Raw genomic sequence first — 16939 nt, forward strand, 5'->3', positions numbered from 1 at the left:
TTATGCTGCGGTTTGCTTCATATCCCGAGGCAGAGCCTGTTCCAGATCTGCAAATATATCAGCCGGATCTTCCAGCCCCACAGATAGCCTGACCAACCCGTCGCTAATGCCATGGGCTTGACGCTCTTGCGGCGTATAGGTCGAATGGGTCATGGAAGCCGGGTGCTGGATAAGGGTTTCAGCATCTCCCAAAGAAACTGCCCGCCCGATCATTTCAAGGCGGTTCATCATATCCTTTCCCGCCTGCATTCCGCCCTTCAGTTCAAAGGCGATCATTCCGCCCGGATTGGCCATCTGCTGCGTGGCGAGCTCATACTGAGCAAAACTCTTCAGCCCGGGATAATATACCGTACCAATGGCAGGATGCGCTTCCAGCCAAAGGGCTGTTTCCATCGCGGAAGCACAGTGACGATCCATCCGAAGGGCAAGCGTCTTTAATCCCCGCAAGATCAACATGGCATTGAAAGGGGCCATAACGGCACCGGTCATATCTTTCATGCCAATGAGCCGTATTTCGCTGATCTGCTCCTGCCCCCCAACCACCAGACCGGCGACAAGGTCACCGTGCCCGCCCAGATATTTAGTGGCGGAGTGCACCACAAGGTCAGCTCCCAGCTCAATCGGGCGGGTCAGGTAAGGGGTTGCGTAGGTGTTATCGACAACAACCAAGGCACCCGCATCATGAGCGATCGCGCTAACGGCACGAATATCAACCAAACGCATGTTCGGATTAGCGGGTGTTTCAAAATAAACTGCGCGGGTCTTTTCACTGACAGCAGCCGACAGGTTCGCCGGATCGGTCAGATCGACATGAGTGATCTTCACCCCCCATTTGGCGAGCCCATGACGCATGAAGGCAAAAGTGCATCCGTAAAGCGTTTCATCCACGATCAGTTCGTCACCCGGACTGAGAATGGTCCAAAGCGTTGCTGTAATCGCCCCCATTCCAGAGGACAGGGCCAACCCCGCTTCTGCCCCTTCGAGCTTGGCCACGCGGCGTTCTAAAAGATCCAGTGTCGGGTTTGAAATCCGGGAATAGACATGACCTTGTCTCTCTCCGGCGAACATCTCTGCACCTGCTTCGGCTGACTCAAACGCAAAAGTTGAGGTCAAATGGAGTGGCGGCGTCAAGGCCCCCTCGTTGTCCAGTGGATCGTAGCCATGATGAATAGCACGGGAGGCAAAGCCCTTCAGAGTGTTGGTCATTGTTGTCATCCTTCGTTTGAATATGGAAACATATTACCACACTAATCACAGTATTTTATTGCCACTTATGCCAACTTTTGATACCAAATTGACATAATATGCCAAAAAAGGAACCTTATGGACAACAAAGACCGACAGATAATCCGCGCACTTCAAAAAAACGGGCGAATGACCAATCAGGAGCTTGCTGAACTCGTAAATCTATCGCCGTCCCCCTGCCTGCGCCGGATACGCAACCTTGAAGCCCGCGGCGCCATTCTGGGGTATGCCGCCAGTGCCGATGCCGCCGCCTACGGACTTCCCGTGACGGTCTTTGTCAGGATAAAGCTCGAACGGCACAATGAAAAAGACGTTCAACATTTTGAAGCCCGCATCAAGGCGTTAGACGAAGTGCTTGAATGTCACGTCTTGACGGGGCAGACAGACTATCAGCTTCGCGTCGTGGTCGCCGATCTCGACAGTTACGAAACGTTCATCCGTAACCGCATCCATCCGATCGGGTGCATCGCATCCATCGACACCAGCTTCGTATATGGTACGGTCAAAAAGACAGCGGTCTTCCCGCCCCTGAAATAATGGAACGGCTTGGAATGGGCGGCTGGTGTAGTTTATTAAATTCACCGTGCCCGTCTTTCTTGTCCGCCCTTGCCACACTTAAACCCCTAAACGACAGGCCATAACAAACCTGGAAGAACTGACGTCCGCCAAGGCGCCAGCTCTTCAGGCTTCACAAAGCAAGGCCTCCACTGCCTCCTGTGTTTTGGCAACGGCATTGTTGTAACGGATTAAAAAGGGGATGTTGACCGCATCTTCACAGATCCTGATTAATCAAAGCCAGTTAAGGGACGCATTACCGATCAATGAACGGACACCCTTTGTCGTTGGCCTTTGCCCATACCCTGGCTAGTTTCCAGTCCCGCGGGACTTCCCCTACTGTCATGCTTTTCTTAAAGCCATCATTAATTTCGACTGTGCACCCGACTGTGCACCCGACTGTGCACCCACCCGTAATCCTGAAACTTAAACGATTTACAAACGACCAGATCAGTTGAGTTTTTTTCTTTTCTGGTTTCGTACATTCATTCAATCAGTGGCCGTAAGTTTTTGAGACATTTACTGTTACGAAACCGGACAGAACAATATTCATCGCCCCCATGCTGGACTGGACGGCATGTTTTTATGGAGATTTGACGGAAATGAAATTTTTTCGGGTCAAAAAGAACAAGTGCGCAATTGAAAGTAAATCCTCCACTTCGATATTCCTTCTCTGCGTAGAATTATGCCACCGACCTGCAAAAATACAGGCCCGAAACAAACGTCTCGGGCATGAAGTTAAGTCAGAAGCAAACCAACCTTTATTAAACATCTTGTTATGACATGCTATTTGGTAGCCATGTAGACAGGATTGGGAATTGTATCAGGACATACAGAACAACCAGTTCGATCAGGAACAAAGGCGTAATCCCTTTATAGAGTGTGGTGAGTTTTAAGTCTTTATCCGAGGCACTGACCACCGCAAACAAATTGATCCCTACTGGCGGAGTGATTACCCCGACTTCCATCAACTTGACTACGATGACGGCAAACCAAATGGGATCAAAGCCCATATTGTCGGCAACCGGAACCAGAACAGCTGCTGCCATAATCAGGATCGCAAGGCTATCCAGAAACATCCCAAGGATCAGGAACAGAACCACCATCGCGAACAGGAAACCTGCATTTCCCAATCCCAAATCTGTGATCAAACTGATTGCTTCGCGCACAAATCCGGAGAATACCAGAAAGCGTGAGAATGTGAGCCCACCGATCACGATAACGGCAAGAACAGCAGAGATTTTCACGGTCGCCTTAATCGCTTCCCAAATATCACCGCCATTCTGCCGCTTCATCATCAGAACAATCAGAATTGCTCCAACCGCGCCGACACTACCCGCAGCGGAAGGCGGAACTGTGCCGGTGTAAATCCCACCGATAACAATAAACGACAGCAGCAAAACTGCCCAAATAGGCTTCAATGAGGAAAACTTATCACCCCAGCTATATTTTTCAGAATGCTGAGGCACCCAGTCCGGTTTCACGCGGGCGATGATCATGATACCGACGATGTATCCGACGACAGTAATAGTGCCAGGAATAATACCGGCAAGAAGAAGTTTCCCAACAGATTGCTGGGTCAGCAATGCATAGATAACAAAAGTGATAGACGGCGGAATAAAAGCCGCGAGCGTGCCAGATGCAGCGATCACGCCCCCTGCCAGTCCTTTGTTGTAGCCAAGGCGTGTCATCTCTGGATACGCAATCCGTGTAAACACCGCAGAATTCACAATAGTGCTTCCAGATACTGCCGCAAAAGCCGCAGAAGAAGCCACCGTTGACATAAGTAAGGAGCCTTTCAGACCGGCCAGCCATTTATGGGCAGCATCAAACATATCCCGCATCAGCCCTGCATTGGAAGCCACAAGCCCCATCAGAATAAACATCGGCACAACAACAAGAGAGTAGTTTGAGGCAACCTCGAACGGCATACCGAAAAGAATGATTGTCGCTTTTGCAACTCCAAATTGAAGACTAAGTCCGACGGCTCCCACTGTAAATAATGCAGCCCCAATGGGCATTCCCGTGAAAATAAGAACAATAAGCGAGAGGATACCCAATCCACCTGACAATATCGCGTCCATATCTTAACTCTCCGCAGAAGGGGTATATTGTTTACGTGATTTCGGGCTCAGCTCACGGATCAAACGAGCAGACAAAGCCATCAAAGCCAATGTCGCGCCAACGGCTGCAAGCAATTTAAACGGCCAAAGCTCAAAATTGATGGCACCTGTCATGACGTCGCCTTTCTCCAAGCCCTTCATGGCCAACTTCCAGCTGAGAAACGTCAGGATTGCGAAAAAGCCGATTGTGCAAATATTGTTAAAGGCCGATAACAATCGGCGAAATGTTACCGGGACAGCGTTAATCAGCAAATCTACGGAAATATTGTCGTCGTCTTTTGCCGCCATTGGCATGGCAAGGAAGAGACAGCTAACCAGTAACATGCTTGAAAATTCGATGGTTCCGGTAATCGGGGCATTAAACAAAGACATTGCCAGCACATCCAACGTCCCCAGTCCGGCCATCATCAGTGCGCAGATGGCAGATAAAGTTCCTGACTTGTCTACCAACCAATCAAGAGTTCGCAACAGCATCATAATAATCCAAAATTAAAAAATGGCCCGTCTTGCGGACCATTTTCATAATGCAATAAACCGACTAGAGTTTTAGCTCTTTTACAAGGAAAGCTTCCACCTCTTTCGCTACGGCTTCAGCATCCGGACCAAATTTGGCGGTGGATTGAACATATTGCCCCAGGAGCCATTTAGGCGAAAATTTCTCTTTAATCAGGTGGCTATCCGAAATCGTGATTTTGGTCAGCTTGCTACTGAATAGTTGATCTGCCTTACCTTGCAAGGTCGTTACAACTTTATTGCCTGTTACTTCACCTTTATCAGAGGCAGCCCAAAACGCTTTCTTCTGATCCTCTGACATTTCATTCAGAAGATCGTTATTGATATAAGCAAGGTAAGAACTTACCGCACCAAATTCGTAATCAACATAATATTTTGCAACTTCGTGGATTTTAAAGACGAGATGAGCCACACGGGAGAAGTATGCACAATCAACGACGCCGCGCTGCATTGCCTCGTAAACTTCATGGGTCAGCGTATTAACTGGCACGGCTCCCAACTCTTTGAATACTTTAGGGATGAAGGCACCAAATGTTCGAATTTTAAGGCCTTGCAGATCCGCGACTTTTTCAACCGGCTTGTTACACAACAGCACATATGGATCCAAGCCACGGAACATAAAGGGCGTAACGCCCGCCTTTTCATATGTTCTACGGGTTAGAGGAAGCGTTTGTAACGCTTTCTTGTAGAGCGCGGCAACCTGCTCCTGATTTTCAAACAACAGGGACATTCCAAACGCTTCATATGCCGGGAACTGTGAGGCGTAGTGGTTCGTTGGGAACGAAGCAATGCCAACAACATTATTTGCAACGAAGTCCAGCATCTCTTTCTGACCGCCAAGAGATCCTCCGAAATGCAGTTTGATTTTATATTCGCCGCCTGTCCCTTGCTCCAAGGCTTCTGCAAAAGCAAGTTCAGCTTTGTTCGGTGGAAATTTCTCTGGCAGAAAATGCGCAAAATCCAATTCTTTTGCATATACGGATTGCGCGGCAAGCAACGCGGCAGACAAACCAGCTAAAGCAACACCAACTTTACGAAACATTACTTATCTTCTCCACAAATAGAAGGAACTCCCGAGATGAGCCTGACTTGTTATCAACTTTTCAGATTGACTATTGACTTCATTCTGTCAGCTCAGCATCATACATGACACGAATGTCATGTCTGGTCAATTAAAAACATGACGCCAGTGTCATTTTCGTGTAAATGACACTGTAAACCGCCGAACAGGAGAGTTGAAAAATTCTAATGAATGCAAATATTTACCATATGGAACAGGGCTTTACAGACAGAAGGGCCCTGGAAGAATTAAAGCTTGGAAAACTAAAAAAACAAATCCAGAGAGTGTATGACAACTCTCCATTCCATAAGGAAAGATTTGATCTCGTTGGTTTTCGCCCTGAAATGTTGAAGCGCCCTGAAGATCTGAAAGATGTTCCATTTTTTGACAAAAATCAGGAACGTGCTAGTCAGGCGGAAAGCCAGAAAAAGGGGCTGACTGCCCTTGGAATGCATATCGCATGTGACCCAAGAGATGTTCAGCGGATCAGCTCTACATCAGGCACCACAGGCAACCCGACTTTTACCGGCTACACACAAAACGACAGTGAGGTCACAGCAGAAATTATGCGCCGGGCGATGCCGATCATGAACGCCAAACCCGGTGATATCGTGATGCATGCCTTTGTACTTTCCATGTGGATCGCAGGAGTGCCAGTTGTAGACATAATGCAAATGGCAGGTCTTTGTGTCGTCCCGATTGGCGGCACGAGCGGGGCGGAGCGGTTCGCGATTACTGCAAAATCAGTGATGCCAAAACAATTGAATTGCACTCCTTCATATGCAGTTTGGATGGCCAAAGAGCTTCAAAATAAATATGGTATCGATCCAGCTGAATTTGGTTTTGAAAGGGTTCTACTTGCTGGTGAGCCCGGAGGTTCTATTCAGGAAGTCCGTGAAGAAATCTCAAGACTATGGGGTGGTGTGAAAATTTATGATGGTATTGGCGCCATGCATTCCAGTTTCTTCTCCTCTTTCAATTGCGACCATAACACCGGCCTGCATTTTCTGGCTGAAGACTTTGTCCATCTGGAGCTTATCGACCCGACAACCGGGGAGTTACTCCCTCTCGAAGACGGTGTGAGTGGTGAAGCCGTTTATACTGCTCTTGATAAGGAATGCGCACCAGCCATCCGTTTTCGCTCTGGCGATCGCTTTGCACTTCACCGGGGCCCATGCGCCTGCGGCCGCGACACCCTCAGATACCATGTGGAAGGTCGGACAGACGATATGCTGCTGGTGCGCGGGGTGAATGTTTTTCCCGCCGCTATTAAAGCAATTGTCAGCCGCTTTGGTGATCGTGGCGTCACCAATAACATGCGGGTCGTCCTAACGTCAAAACCACCGGTGCAAGAGCCTCCGCTTGAGATTCGAGTTGAGCTCGGCACAGGCTTGCCTGACGAAACTTCAAAAAACCTAGCCGCCGAAATGTCAGCAGTAATTTCAAAAGAATTACGGTTCAAATGCCAGATTACCTTACAGGCGAGCGGCACACTTGACGCTTTTCAGCAAGACAAGAACCAGAAACAACAAGTTTTCATCAAGGAATATTGAGGCACCCAATGTCAGAAACACAATCAGCAGAAGTTCTGTATGAGGTGCAGGATGGAGTAGCCATTATCACCCTCAATCGTCCTGAAAGGATGAACACATTTAGCAAAATTGTCTTCGCCAGTTTTAACGAAATGATCGCGCGTTTTAAAAAGGATGAAGATGCCGCGGTTTGCGTCATTACGGCAAATGGTGCGGAAGCCTTCAGCGCCGGTTTTGATATCGAGGCTGGCGGCGATCTCCTATCCACGGGCAATTATCAGGATAGCAATCAGTTTGAACTCAACTTTATGCTCGATGATCTTGGCGGAAAACCAGTCATCTGGGCAGGGTTTGGATACTGTGTGGGCCAGGGAATGGCACTGGCTGCATGGGCAGATATTCGCATCGCGACCGCAGATACCCTCTTTTCTCTGCCAGAGGCCAAAATCGGGATTTCCGCTGTCACCCTCCCTATCCTCTTGATGGATCAGATGGGTTTGTCCCAAGCGACTTACTCTCTGCTTTACGGCGGCCATCTGGACGCGGATTGGGGGCTTCGCAGTGGGTTCTTGCATGAAGTGGTTGACCGCGTTGAACTCCTGCCACGGGCCTTGAAAATAGCCAGGGCGATGACACAACAAGCCCCTCTTGCATTACAGGCTCATAAAAAATTACTCTGGGCACAAAGAACAGAGGAACGCCAGGCTGTTTTGGAAAAAGGCTTGGAGTTCAGAAATAAAACCATGTATTCAAAAGACTTCGTTGAGGGCATCAACGCATTTCTTGAGAAACGTCGCCCCACTTTCACTGGAAGCTGATCAAAAACGATGAATGAAAAAGTATCGCTTACCGAATTCTCTGCTCGTAGCTATATCGACATCCTGAAAGAACGGATCGAAGATGACACCGATGCAGGTCGTGGTGAAAAGCGAAAACATATGTTGATGCTGGCGGCAGCGGAAATTCTTCAGGGTGAAGGTTTTCATAACCTGAGCATTGCTAAAATTGTCAAACAGGTGGGGGCGGCACGCGGTACGTTTTACATTTATTTTGAAAACAAAATCGATATTGCGCTGCAAGTATTAAGTGATTTTCGAAATACCCTCCTTGAACTGTATCGCCCACAGTTTTCAGTCGGTGGCCCAAAATGGAATGAGCGCATTTTCTTTGCTGAGTTTTATTATGCGGACCTGCATGAGAAAAACAGTGGCCTGCTCAGGAGTTTTTATCAACTGCATGATGTAGAGCCAGATTTTAGAAAACTTCGATTTGAACGAGAAAAAAACTGGCACGAAAAACAGTATAAGAGCCTGATCCGCCATTTGGGCGAGCCAAAAAGCACAGAAGAGGAAACAGAACTCCGCCAAAAACTGCATGGCCTGCGCGCCATGTCAGAAGAGCTGTGCAAACAAATCTATATTGAACAAATGCCCAATCTTATAGAACTCTTTCCGACGCCTCATCATATTGCCAGGACAACCAGTGCTTTGTGGGAAAGCGCATTTGTCAAATACCAAAAGTAGAACGCAAAAGTCGGACCATTTGACGTATATTAGACAATACCTTCATTCCAATAATGTACTAAGTGAATGAGGAATATCTCCAGGCAAGCGGATATGCGCACAAGCTCATATCAAATCTATGGGGTAGCACGAACTTGGGGATGTATTGTACATACTGCTTAAAAACGTCATCTGTGAGGTGTAACAAATGACTGAAAACCACAAAAAACTATCAAATCAATTGACCACAACGTTAGCATTCCCCCCTGTTAAACCGGGCGGATTGTTAACGTAAATAATTGATTTAATTGATATTTATTCTTCTTGATACACATTTGGTCACACTAGAAAGGACGCCTAGGTTTTTGTTACCAATATTCTCTTGAGCAATAACAAAAGCCGTCCGAATAAATCAACTGATTTTTGTATAACTGACCTCTCAGCGTTGGCTCCATATCTGCAAAGTGGTTTCAGGGGTATGTATGATGATTGGAGCAACAAGTTTTTCATCATGATGTGCGTATTCAGTTTTTTCGATACTTCAAATAATCAAACATCCTGAGAAAGATTGATATTATTTACACCTGTCTTGCAACCATTTAGAAACCTAGTTAACTGGTTGATAGTCAACTCCGTTGAATATCAATTCTTTCAGGCTATACGCTTCCGTCTCTTCGGCATTACATTCCGCTTTTTCATTTACCTGGCTTTTAATTTTTACAATACGGTTCTTTATTTTTAGATTGGACAGGCCGTTTGATTTTTTATCTGCCATATACAAAATACTTTCGGTATCTGTAAACTCACCTTCACAATCCCCATTCCATTCACCAACGGATTTCTTCATGGGATATGCGTTAAGCACTTTATTTAACCTGTCACCCGATTTGATGAAAAGCGAGAGGGTCTCGCTTTCATACGGGTTCACCCGCGACATACCGGAATAGCGCACACGTACACCGAAAGCGCGCAATTCATCGGCCATACGGTAAGGTGCCGTATCAATCCTGATTTCTTTGAGTTCTATAGCATCTGAAACCCATTGGTTTGTTTGGCCGCTTTCAAAATATTTATGGGTTATTACGCCGGAACGATTGTTAACAAGAACAATATGGCTATCGAGTTTAAAATACTGCTCTCCCTCTTCTACGATCTCGGGTATGGCAACAATCACTTCATTAGGATTTTGTGAGTTAAATTTGGATGCAATCAGTTCTGTTTTAACTGCTAGCGGGTCAATCTTGAGCTCATTTAAAACGGGTAATATCAACGTATAATCCGCGATGCTATCGCTCAGCTTTCGTGAGTCTGTTTTATCAATAGTACCGTCGATGTTAATAACAAACTTTTGCTCTTCTATTTCTTTGACCAATTCCGAGGAAATACGATGGGTCGTTATCGCGTTTTCACGCAGTCTGGATTTTATTTGGATCAGGCCTTCCGCAATCTCATCATATGCAATCAGTTGATAGTCAAGAATATTGCCGCCCGAATCATAGTTGATCAGGCTAGTTTCCATCTTGTGCTCGCCTGATTTATAGGTAACCACTACCGAATGGAAGTCAGGTGAAAAGACCACCCTGTAGGAAGCCAGTGCCCGATACCTGTCTTCTTCTTCGTAGAAATCAGGATACAAGGTTTCAATTTTCAAGAGGCGGTCGTCGATGGGGTTTACGTCATCTGCGTCAATGAAACTGTCGAAGGATGCCGTCTCGATTATCGGCAAGTCTCTCTCCTCCATTGCGGTAATCGCTTTTTGAAAATCAGATAAACTCGCCCCACTCTCCCCCTCTATTCTGATAGTGTCAGTTGCATGTTCAACTGCCGCCTGTGCTTCCTCGATTGAGCTTTGCTGATTTTGAACAAAAGCCACAAGAGCCAAAATGACCATCAAAGTTCGTATGTATTTCAAGGTCATATCACATCAAAAGTTTTTTCGAGAAGGTAGTGCAATGCGCTTAAAACAACCAAAATAATTAACATTGAAAGCGCGCGTATTTTAAAAAATTGACGAGAAGACTGCCATCTCCTTTTAAGATAAAACATATCGAAAAGTATAAACACAACGGCTAGTATTGCCCCTATGGTGCCACCTACCTGAAACAGGCCAATAAAATATATTTTGGAGACAATAAATGTAAGAAGGCTTGTGTCTTCTGGCGCCGAACCTAGAACCAGGTACATATACCCGATACCAAGAAGCTGAGCGACCAAGGCCCAGAGAACGTATTCAAGGACCCTCTTCAAAATATCGTGCTTTCCGCCATTGCTCTTTGCTCCGTTTTCATTGGACAACGGCTTCAATTAAAGTCGTGATATTGGAAATGCCAACGGATTTAACGACACCATTTTCATTGAAAAACCTCAACTCACCACAGTATAGAGTCACCTCATCTTTACAGCGCACATATGCAAATTCTGCCAGCTTGTACTGTGTGTACATACCTATTTCTTCAGTAACGAGGCCGCCCAGATCCTCTTCGTTGTCCAGAAAATAGGCTGTCCCTTCATCCTGGAATACACTCAAGGGAAACGCTTTATAATATTCATAAAAGAAAATGGCATTTTCGTTTTCATAAGCCAGTTTTTTACCAGCCGCCCCCCTCTTGCTAAAGTGATGCTTTACGGTGTCTTGGATCGCTTGATGGAGGACAGATTGATCATTTTCAGGATATTTAATCAAATAAAGGTCAGGATAAACTTCTGATTGTATGAACAGCATATTCTTTAAAAAAAAGTGGTGGCCCCCTACCCCAACGAAACCAATTACCAGTAACACGCAAAATAACTGCGATCTCATTTTATCTCGCAAAATCCACTTAAGGAGCCGCAGAGCAAGTAATAAAACACTGATCAGCAAAAAGATCAGAAAGATAACGATGAGTACTTCCATCAGGCGTTAGCGTTCAGTAAGAGTAATTTATTCATTCACAATCAAGGGTATCAAAAAATATCTAAAATACAACGAATACATGCGCATTATCGCGAAAAGTATACGTATAAAAAATTGTTCTAGTTATTATTTATTTGCAACACGCATACGTTTCCGACACAGAATCCAGAATTTACCATATACACTAAAAGAATAATTATGCGATTGCAGTTACAACCTCAGCTTTAATTCACGGGCTCTCGATTGCATGACCCCTTTCATATCAAAATCCCCCTGCCCGAACGCACCCCGCGGACCAATGTACCCGCCACAAATTGCGCATGTTGGTAACGATTGTGGTTTCCGTTTCACAGAAACGCAGCCAGAAATGGTGAATAGGGTATTTGTATTCTGCTTACAGCTTTTTGCCGAAAAATGAGTCTTAAACCTTCGAACCCGCTCTTTTATCTCAAGAACATGTAACAAGTCGAATTATGGACGAGATACGCAACTCAGTTTTTACTTTTCTGTTTGTGTAAATTCATTATATCTGTGGCAGTAAGCTTCTGAGGTATTCTGTATGACCAAACTTGATCGCACCATAAGTATTGCTCCCATGCTGGACTGGACGGACCGGCATGATCGTTATTTCCTTCGGTTGATCTCCAGCAAGGCTCTTCTTTATACCGAGATGGTCACAACAGGCGCCATTTTATTTGGTGATGAAGCCCGGCATCTAAGCTTTGATCCTGCGGAGCAGCCCGTTGCCCTGCAACTGGGGGGCAGCAATGCTGCAGATTTAGCAAAATGTGCCGCGATCGGCGATCGATATGGCTATCAGGAAATTAACCTGAACGTTGGCTGCCCTTCGGATCGGGTTCAAAATGGGCGCTTCGGTGCCTGCCTCATGGCAGAGCCCAACACCGTTGCAGACTGCGTCAAAGCAATGAAAGATACGACGACCCTTCCTGTGACTGTCAAAAACCGGATCGGCATTGATGATCTGGACAGCTATCAACATCTTGTCGATTTTATCGGAACTGTTACAGCAGCAGGCTGTAAAACCTTTATCATTCACGCACGTAAAGCCTGGCTGACCGGATTGAGCCCAAAAGAGAACAGAACTATTCCGCCACTCGATTATCCTCGGGTTTACCAGTTAAAGAAAGATTTTCCAGATCTCGAAATCATCATCAATGGTGGCATTACAACTTTGGAAGAAATCGATGTGCATCTAGACCATGTAGACGGCGTCATGATTGGTCGGGAAGCGTATCAGAATCCGTATTTTCTAGCCGCCATCGACAATCGGTATTATGGACTATCCGATGAAAGTCCTGAACGGCAGGATATTATCCAGAACATGCTGCCTTATATTGATCGTGAGATGAAAAAAGGGGTTCCGCTCAAATCTATAACCCGGCATATGCTAGGTTTATTTCAGGGCCGCCCCGGGGCCAAAGCCTGGCGCAGGCACATTTCTGAGAACGCGCATCTAAAAGACGCGACACCGTCCGTCCTAAAAGAAGCGGCTGCAAAAATCCGCTAACAACGGCGAGGGTCTCAAGATCCCGAATACGCGAATGCTCCCATTCCACCTCGGGACCCTGAACGAGGAACCTAAAAAATTGAATTAAACCGGTTAAATCCGTTAAATACGGATTTCAACTGATGTCGAAAACTATGTTCTTCCTGCCGGGAAAAAGCCTCTACGCGTTTCTGATTGTCTTTTAAGAAATCAAGGATTTGCTTCGCTTCTTCCGCTTTCTTGTGATCAAAGCCTGGAAGTTCCCGCACCGCATCAGCTTCACGGCGGAAGACCCCTCGTTTATGACCTTCAATCATCTGCATGGAAGAGAACTCGACTTTGCTTCCCTCCATATTAATCACTGCGGACCGATCAGGATCAAAATCAACCGTGGTCGTAGCAACACTCACTTCCAAGGCAAATCCGCTGAAAATTCCAGCAGAAGACGCACCATATCCACCTTGGCTATAGGTTTCTTCCACTCTGGCAAATCGGATGTCAACGGAAAGGGCCGCTGCATCAACGGCCGTATCCGAAACTAGATCCGATAGACTTTCCATTGCTTTTCCAAGGATTTCTGCGAGCTCCTCACCTTTTTTACCGAACGGTTCCAAAAACCCTTCAAGCTTTTTCGCCAGCATTTCCATCATATCGTCAGAAGATTTATCGCCTTCGCCAAAAGGGAGTGAGACGACTGGTGCCCGGGCATCCTCTGCAACGAACGCATCAAAACTGAACGACGCTTCCTGCGCCAATGATGTGGAGGTTTGTGAGAGACCACGATAAGGACTGGAATAGCGCGATGCTTCAGCAAACGAGCTATAAGAGGACGAGGCCGCAAACCCCGCTATTAAATCAGACATAAAAACAACCTTTCTCTTTTCAAGAGCCCGTATGCTTCATTCTAAAGCTGGTACTGGTTCCGTTAAATTAGAGAAAGATGCTTAATAACACGTTAAGCATTGGTCAAATTGTCAAATTTATCCCTGCTGCCCCCGATGACGGAGCAAGTGGTCCGCCAGCACACAGGCCATCATGGCCTCCCCAACGGGAACAGCCCGAATGCCAACACAAGGGTCATGACGTCCTTTGGTAACGATTTCAGTGTCTTCGCCAGCAATAGTAACCGTATCCCGTGCCTTCAGAATTGACGAAGTCGGCTTCACAGCGAAACGTACCACGATATCCTGGCCGGTTGAAATGCCCCCTAGAATACCGCCCGCATGATTGCTCATAAAACGGGGTGAGCTTGCATTTCCCTGACGCATTTCATCTGCATTGCCTTCACCGGTAAGGGCCGCCGCAGAAAATCCCTCTCCGATTTCAACCCCTTTTACGGCGTTAATGGTCATCATTGCACCTGCCAGATCACTGTCCAGTTTTCCATAGATCGGTGCCCCTAGCCCGGCAGGAATACCGGATGCGACAACTTCGATCACTGCGCCAACTGACGAGCCTGCTTTTCGGATACTGTCCAGATAAACTTCCCATTCTTTTGCCGCCGTGGAATCCGGGCACCAAAAGGGGTTATTTTCAATTTCGGCAGCATCAAAGCGCGTCCGATCAATAACTTTATCGCCAATTTGGGTCAAATATCCCTGGATCTTAACCTGATCTCCAAGAACCTTACGTGCGAGGGCTCCTGCCGCAACACGGGCTGCGGTCTCCCGTGCGCTGGAACGCCCACCGCCCCGATAGTCACGAATGCCATATTTGGTTTGATAGGCAAAATCAGCGTGCCCGGGGCGATATTTTTCTTTGATATCCCCATAATCTTTGGATCGCTGATCGACATTCTCAATCATCAGGCTAACCGGGGTTCCAGTTGTCTTGCCTTCAAAAACACCGGATAAAATCTTTACCGCATCTGGCTCGCGTCGCTGAGTTGTGAAACGGTTTTGCCCTGGACGGCGCCTATCCAGCCAGAACTGAATCTCGTTTTCCGAAATATCGATCAGGGACGGGCAGCCATCAACAACGCAACCTAACGCTGGGCCGTGACTTTCGCCCCAAGTTGTTACCCGGAACAAATGACCAAAACTATTATGTGACATGGTGGCAACCGCCCCGAGTTAGAATAAGATCAGGAATTATTTTGAGGAGGGGTCAAATCAGGGGCATCTTCAGCCTTCATGCCGACAACATGATATCCCGCATCCACATGATGGGTCTCCCCGGAGACACCGGAACCAAGATCGCTCAGCAGGTAAAGAGCCGATCCCCCAACATCTTCAATGGTAACATTGCGCTTCAACGGCGCGTTATATTCGTTCCATTTCAGAATGTAGCGGAAATCACCAATACCAGAGGCCGCCAAAGTTTTAATGGGTCCCGCAGAGATCGCGTTTACCCGAATTTTATTGCGGCCCATTTCCATGGCAAGATACCGTACAGATGCTTCAAGTGCTGCCTTCGCAACGCCCATGACGTTATAATGCGGCACAACCCGTTCTGCGCCGTAATAGGTCAGCGTCACCATGCTGCCCCCTTCGGTCATAAGTCGGGCAGCGCGCTTGGCAACAGCCGTAAACGAGAAACACGAGATATCCATCGTCATCAAGAAGTTGTCGCGAGTGGTATCAGAATAATTTCCGCGCAGCTGGGTTTTATCGGAATAGCCAATGGCATGGACCAGAAAATCAATCTTGCCCCATCTATCCTCAATTGCCTGAAACACACCATCCATCGAGGCGTCATCCGTCACATCACATTCAAGAACAAGGTCGGAACCGACACTTTCAGCCAACGGCTTCACTCTTTTTCCCAAAGCTTCGCCCTGATAGGTAAAAGCGATTTCCGCCCCATGATCACTCAGTGCTTTCGCAATTCCCCAGGCAAGAGATTTATCGTTTGCGACCCCCATGATCACACCCCGCTTTCCTGCCATTAGCCCCAATTGCTCAGTCATCCACCAATCCACTTTTCTTTTTGAAAAAGAACCTATTGCTTGTCTATTTTTATAGCGCGGACCAAAAACAGTCAAAAGCAAATGGTATTATTTTGCGATAATAGTCAGTTATCAATTATTTTGCGAACTTTGATCGGGCATCATAATCATGATCTTCCGACCATTTCGCCACCCAGTCCTGAAGCTCTTTATCCTGTTTTTCAGGAAGTACAACTTTTAATCTTACCAGTTGATCACCCCGGGTTTTGCCATCAATCCCTTTCCCTTTCAATCGTAGGGTGGATCCAGTATTTGACCCCGCCGGGATTTTTAGGTTCACAGCCCCGTCCACAGTTGGAACAGCAACTTTTGCACCCAAGACGGCTTCCGGCAAACTGATCGGCAGTTCAACAATAACGTTCGTCCCGTCTCGTTTAAAAACCGGGTGTTCCTTGACCGAGACATTGATCAGGATGTCGCCATTTCCGCCGCCATACGCACCGGGCTCGCCTTGCCCCTTCAGGCGGATCTGCTTTCCATCGGTTATGCCGGCAGGAACCTTGACGTCAAGCGTCTTGCCCCCCTCGCCCAAAGTAAGGCGGCGTTTTCCGCCGATCGCAGCCTCGACAAACGAGACATCAATGGCAAAGATCTTATCGCGCCCTTTTTGCGGAACATTCTGTCGGCGGCCGCCCTGTCTGAAATTGCCAAAAATGTCAGAGAAAATATCCTCTGCACCGCCACCAAAGAAATCTGAACCGGCCTGACGGGTGCGCCCGCCACCACCTCCACCGCCGCCAAATCCAAACGGCGCTTGTTGCTGGCCATTCGCGTCAATTTCGCCACGATCAAATTTTCCACGCGATGTTTCGTCGCCGACAATATTATAGGCCGCAGAAACAGACTTGAATTTGTCCGCAATTTTTTCATCCCCTGGATTTGCATCCGGGTGATATTTTTTTGCAAGCTTTCGATAAGCCGACTTTATTTCCTGCTGGCTGGCGCTTTTCGATACGCCAAGAACACTATAAGGGTCTTGCATGAGTTGTCTTTACCGTCCGATTTCTTGAATATTCTGTTTATCAAACCAAAAACTGTTGTGGAAAAATTCCACGATTTTCT

General features: G+C 47.0%; 15 protein-coding genes. 5 read left to right on the forward strand and 10 right to left on the reverse strand.

The window, feature by feature from the left end; translation table 11 throughout:
• Window positions 1-1206 carry a methionine gamma-lyase gene (locus tag OIR97_RS12775; RefSeq protein ID WP_169546095.1) on the reverse strand — a complete coding sequence of 402 codons (1206 nt, stop codon included), beginning with the start codon at window positions 1204-1206 and terminating at the stop codon, window positions 1-3.
• 117 nt (window positions 1207-1323) lie between these two features.
• Here OIR97_RS12775 and OIR97_RS12780 point away from each other — a divergent pair, with 117 nt between their 5' ends.
• Window positions 1324-1782: an Lrp/AsnC family transcriptional regulator gene (locus OIR97_RS12780; protein ID WP_169546096.1), complete on the forward strand. Its 459-nt coding sequence runs from the start codon at window positions 1324-1326 to the stop codon at window positions 1780-1782.
• A 794-nt stretch (window positions 1783-2576) separates the two neighbouring features.
• On the opposite strand, the gene OIR97_RS12785 is transcribed toward OIR97_RS12780, so the two are convergent.
• The 3 genes from OIR97_RS12785 to dctP all read right to left on the reverse strand — a co-directional run bounded on the left by OIR97_RS12785 (window position 2577) and on the right by dctP (window position 5478).
• A complete protein-coding gene (locus tag OIR97_RS12785) occupies window positions 2577-3884 on the reverse strand; it encodes a TRAP transporter large permease (protein WP_169546097.1) in 1308 nt (435 codons plus the stop codon).
• 3 nt (window positions 3885-3887) lie between these two features.
• Complete coding sequence (locus OIR97_RS12790; RefSeq protein WP_169546098.1) at window positions 3888-4400, reverse strand: TRAP transporter small permease; 513 nt, start codon at window positions 4398-4400, stop codon at window positions 3888-3890.
• A gap of 61 nt (window positions 4401-4461) precedes the next feature.
• Window positions 4462-5478, reverse strand: coding sequence for a TRAP transporter substrate-binding protein DctP (gene dctP / locus OIR97_RS12795; protein ID WP_169546099.1), 1017 nt, complete (start codon window positions 5476-5478; stop codon window positions 4462-4464).
• A gap of 206 nt (window positions 5479-5684) precedes the next feature.
• On the opposite strand from dctP, the gene OIR97_RS12800 reads away from it, so the two are divergent.
• From OIR97_RS12800 to OIR97_RS12810, 3 genes are read left to right on the forward strand one after another with little or no spacing between them, the layout of a single operon-like run.
• The gene (locus tag OIR97_RS12800; protein WP_169546100.1) at window positions 5685-7049 is read left to right on the forward strand and encodes a phenylacetate--CoA ligase family protein; all 1365 of its coding nucleotides are present in this window, start codon (window positions 5685-5687) and stop codon (window positions 7047-7049) included.
• An 8-nt stretch (window positions 7050-7057) separates the two neighbouring features.
• Complete coding sequence (locus tag OIR97_RS12805) at window positions 7058-7846, forward strand: enoyl-CoA hydratase/isomerase family protein (RefSeq protein WP_169546101.1); 789 nt, start codon at window positions 7058-7060, stop codon at window positions 7844-7846.
• 9 nt (window positions 7847-7855) lie between these two features.
• On the forward strand, window positions 7856-8551 hold the full coding sequence (locus OIR97_RS12810; protein WP_169546102.1) for a TetR/AcrR family transcriptional regulator: 696 nt from the start codon (window positions 7856-7858) through the stop codon (window positions 8549-8551).
• A gap of 586 nt (window positions 8552-9137) precedes the next feature.
• Here the strand turns inward: OIR97_RS12810 and OIR97_RS12815 are convergent.
• Window positions 9138-10421: a PA3715 family protein gene (locus OIR97_RS12815; protein WP_169546103.1), complete on the reverse strand. Its 1284-nt coding sequence runs from the start codon at window positions 10419-10421 to the stop codon at window positions 9138-9140.
• Window positions 10422-10814: 393 nt separating this feature from the next.
• Window positions 10815-11423 (reverse strand): hypothetical protein, encoded by a 609-nt coding sequence (locus OIR97_RS12820; protein ID WP_169546104.1) that lies wholly within the window; start codon window positions 11421-11423, stop codon window positions 10815-10817.
• A 559-nt stretch (window positions 11424-11982) separates the two neighbouring features.
• On the opposite strand from OIR97_RS12820, the gene dusA reads away from it, so the two are divergent.
• Window positions 11983-12951: a tRNA dihydrouridine(20/20a) synthase DusA gene (gene dusA, locus OIR97_RS12825; protein WP_169546105.1), complete on the forward strand. Its 969-nt coding sequence runs from the start codon at window positions 11983-11985 to the stop codon at window positions 12949-12951.
• A 71-nt stretch (window positions 12952-13022) separates the two neighbouring features.
• On the opposite strand, the gene OIR97_RS12830 is transcribed toward dusA, so the two are convergent.
• The 4 genes from OIR97_RS12830 to OIR97_RS12845 form a co-directional block, all read right to left on the reverse strand.
• Window positions 13023-13793 carry a hypothetical protein gene (locus tag OIR97_RS12830; protein ID WP_169546106.1) on the reverse strand — a complete coding sequence of 257 codons (771 nt, stop codon included), beginning with the start codon at window positions 13791-13793 and terminating at the stop codon, window positions 13023-13025.
• Window positions 13794-13910: 117 nt separating this feature from the next.
• Window positions 13911-14984, reverse strand: coding sequence for a chorismate synthase (gene aroC / locus OIR97_RS12835; protein ID WP_169546107.1), 1074 nt, complete (start codon window positions 14982-14984; stop codon window positions 13911-13913).
• Window positions 14985-15013: 29 nt separating this feature from the next.
• Window positions 15014-15838, reverse strand: coding sequence for an enoyl-ACP reductase FabI (fabI, locus tag OIR97_RS12840; protein ID WP_267177725.1), 825 nt, complete (start codon window positions 15836-15838; stop codon window positions 15014-15016).
• A 115-nt stretch (window positions 15839-15953) separates the two neighbouring features.
• On the reverse strand, window positions 15954-16859 hold the full coding sequence (locus OIR97_RS12845) for a DnaJ C-terminal domain-containing protein (protein ID WP_169546108.1): 906 nt from the start codon (window positions 16857-16859) through the stop codon (window positions 15954-15956).
• Window positions 16860-16939: the final 80 nt, after the last annotated feature.

This window comes from Sneathiella aquimaris (genome assembly GCF_026409565.1).
Taxonomy (GTDB): domain Bacteria; phylum Pseudomonadota; class Alphaproteobacteria; order Sneathiellales; family Sneathiellaceae; genus Sneathiella; species Sneathiella aquimaris.

What these genes read in the sequence shown, in the direction of transcription:
- OIR97_RS12775 (WP_169546095.1), bottom strand. Translation starts at nt 1,206, where the DNA reads ATGACCAACACTCTGAAGGGCTTTGCCTCCCGTGCTATTCATCATGGC.
- OIR97_RS12780 (WP_169546096.1), top strand. Translation starts at nt 1,324, where the DNA reads ATGGACAACAAAGACCGACAGATAATCCGCGCACTTCAAAAAAACGGG.
- OIR97_RS12785 (WP_169546097.1), bottom strand. Translation starts at nt 3,884, where the DNA reads ATGGACGCGATATTGTCAGGTGGATTGGGTATCCTCTCGCTTATTGTT.
- OIR97_RS12790 (WP_169546098.1), bottom strand. Translation starts at nt 4,400, where the DNA reads ATGATGCTGTTGCGAACTCTTGATTGGTTGGTAGACAAGTCAGGAACT.
- dctP (WP_169546099.1), bottom strand. Translation starts at nt 5,478, where the DNA reads ATGTTTCGTAAAGTTGGTGTTGCTTTAGCTGGTTTGTCTGCCGCGTTG.
- OIR97_RS12800 (WP_169546100.1), top strand. Translation starts at nt 5,685, where the DNA reads ATGAATGCAAATATTTACCATATGGAACAGGGCTTTACAGACAGAAGG.
- OIR97_RS12805 (WP_169546101.1), top strand. Translation starts at nt 7,058, where the DNA reads ATGTCAGAAACACAATCAGCAGAAGTTCTGTATGAGGTGCAGGATGGA.
- OIR97_RS12810 (WP_169546102.1), top strand. Translation starts at nt 7,856, where the DNA reads ATGAATGAAAAAGTATCGCTTACCGAATTCTCTGCTCGTAGCTATATC.
- OIR97_RS12815 (WP_169546103.1), bottom strand. Translation starts at nt 10,421, where the DNA reads ATGGTCATTTTGGCTCTTGTGGCTTTTGTTCAAAATCAGCAAAGCTCA.
- OIR97_RS12820 (WP_169546104.1), bottom strand. Translation starts at nt 11,423, where the DNA reads ATGGAAGTACTCATCGTTATCTTTCTGATCTTTTTGCTGATCAGTGTT.
- dusA (WP_169546105.1), top strand. Translation starts at nt 11,983, where the DNA reads ATGACCAAACTTGATCGCACCATAAGTATTGCTCCCATGCTGGACTGG.
- OIR97_RS12830 (WP_169546106.1), bottom strand. Translation starts at nt 13,793, where the DNA reads ATGTCTGATTTAATAGCGGGGTTTGCGGCCTCGTCCTCTTATAGCTCG.
- aroC (WP_169546107.1), bottom strand. Translation starts at nt 14,984, where the DNA reads ATGTCACATAATAGTTTTGGTCATTTGTTCCGGGTAACAACTTGGGGC.
- fabI (WP_267177725.1), bottom strand. Translation starts at nt 15,838, where the DNA reads ATGACTGAGCAATTGGGGCTAATGGCAGGAAAGCGGGGTGTGATCATG.
- OIR97_RS12845 (WP_169546108.1), bottom strand. Translation starts at nt 16,859, where the DNA reads ATGCAAGACCCTTATAGTGTTCTTGGCGTATCGAAAAGCGCCAGCCAG.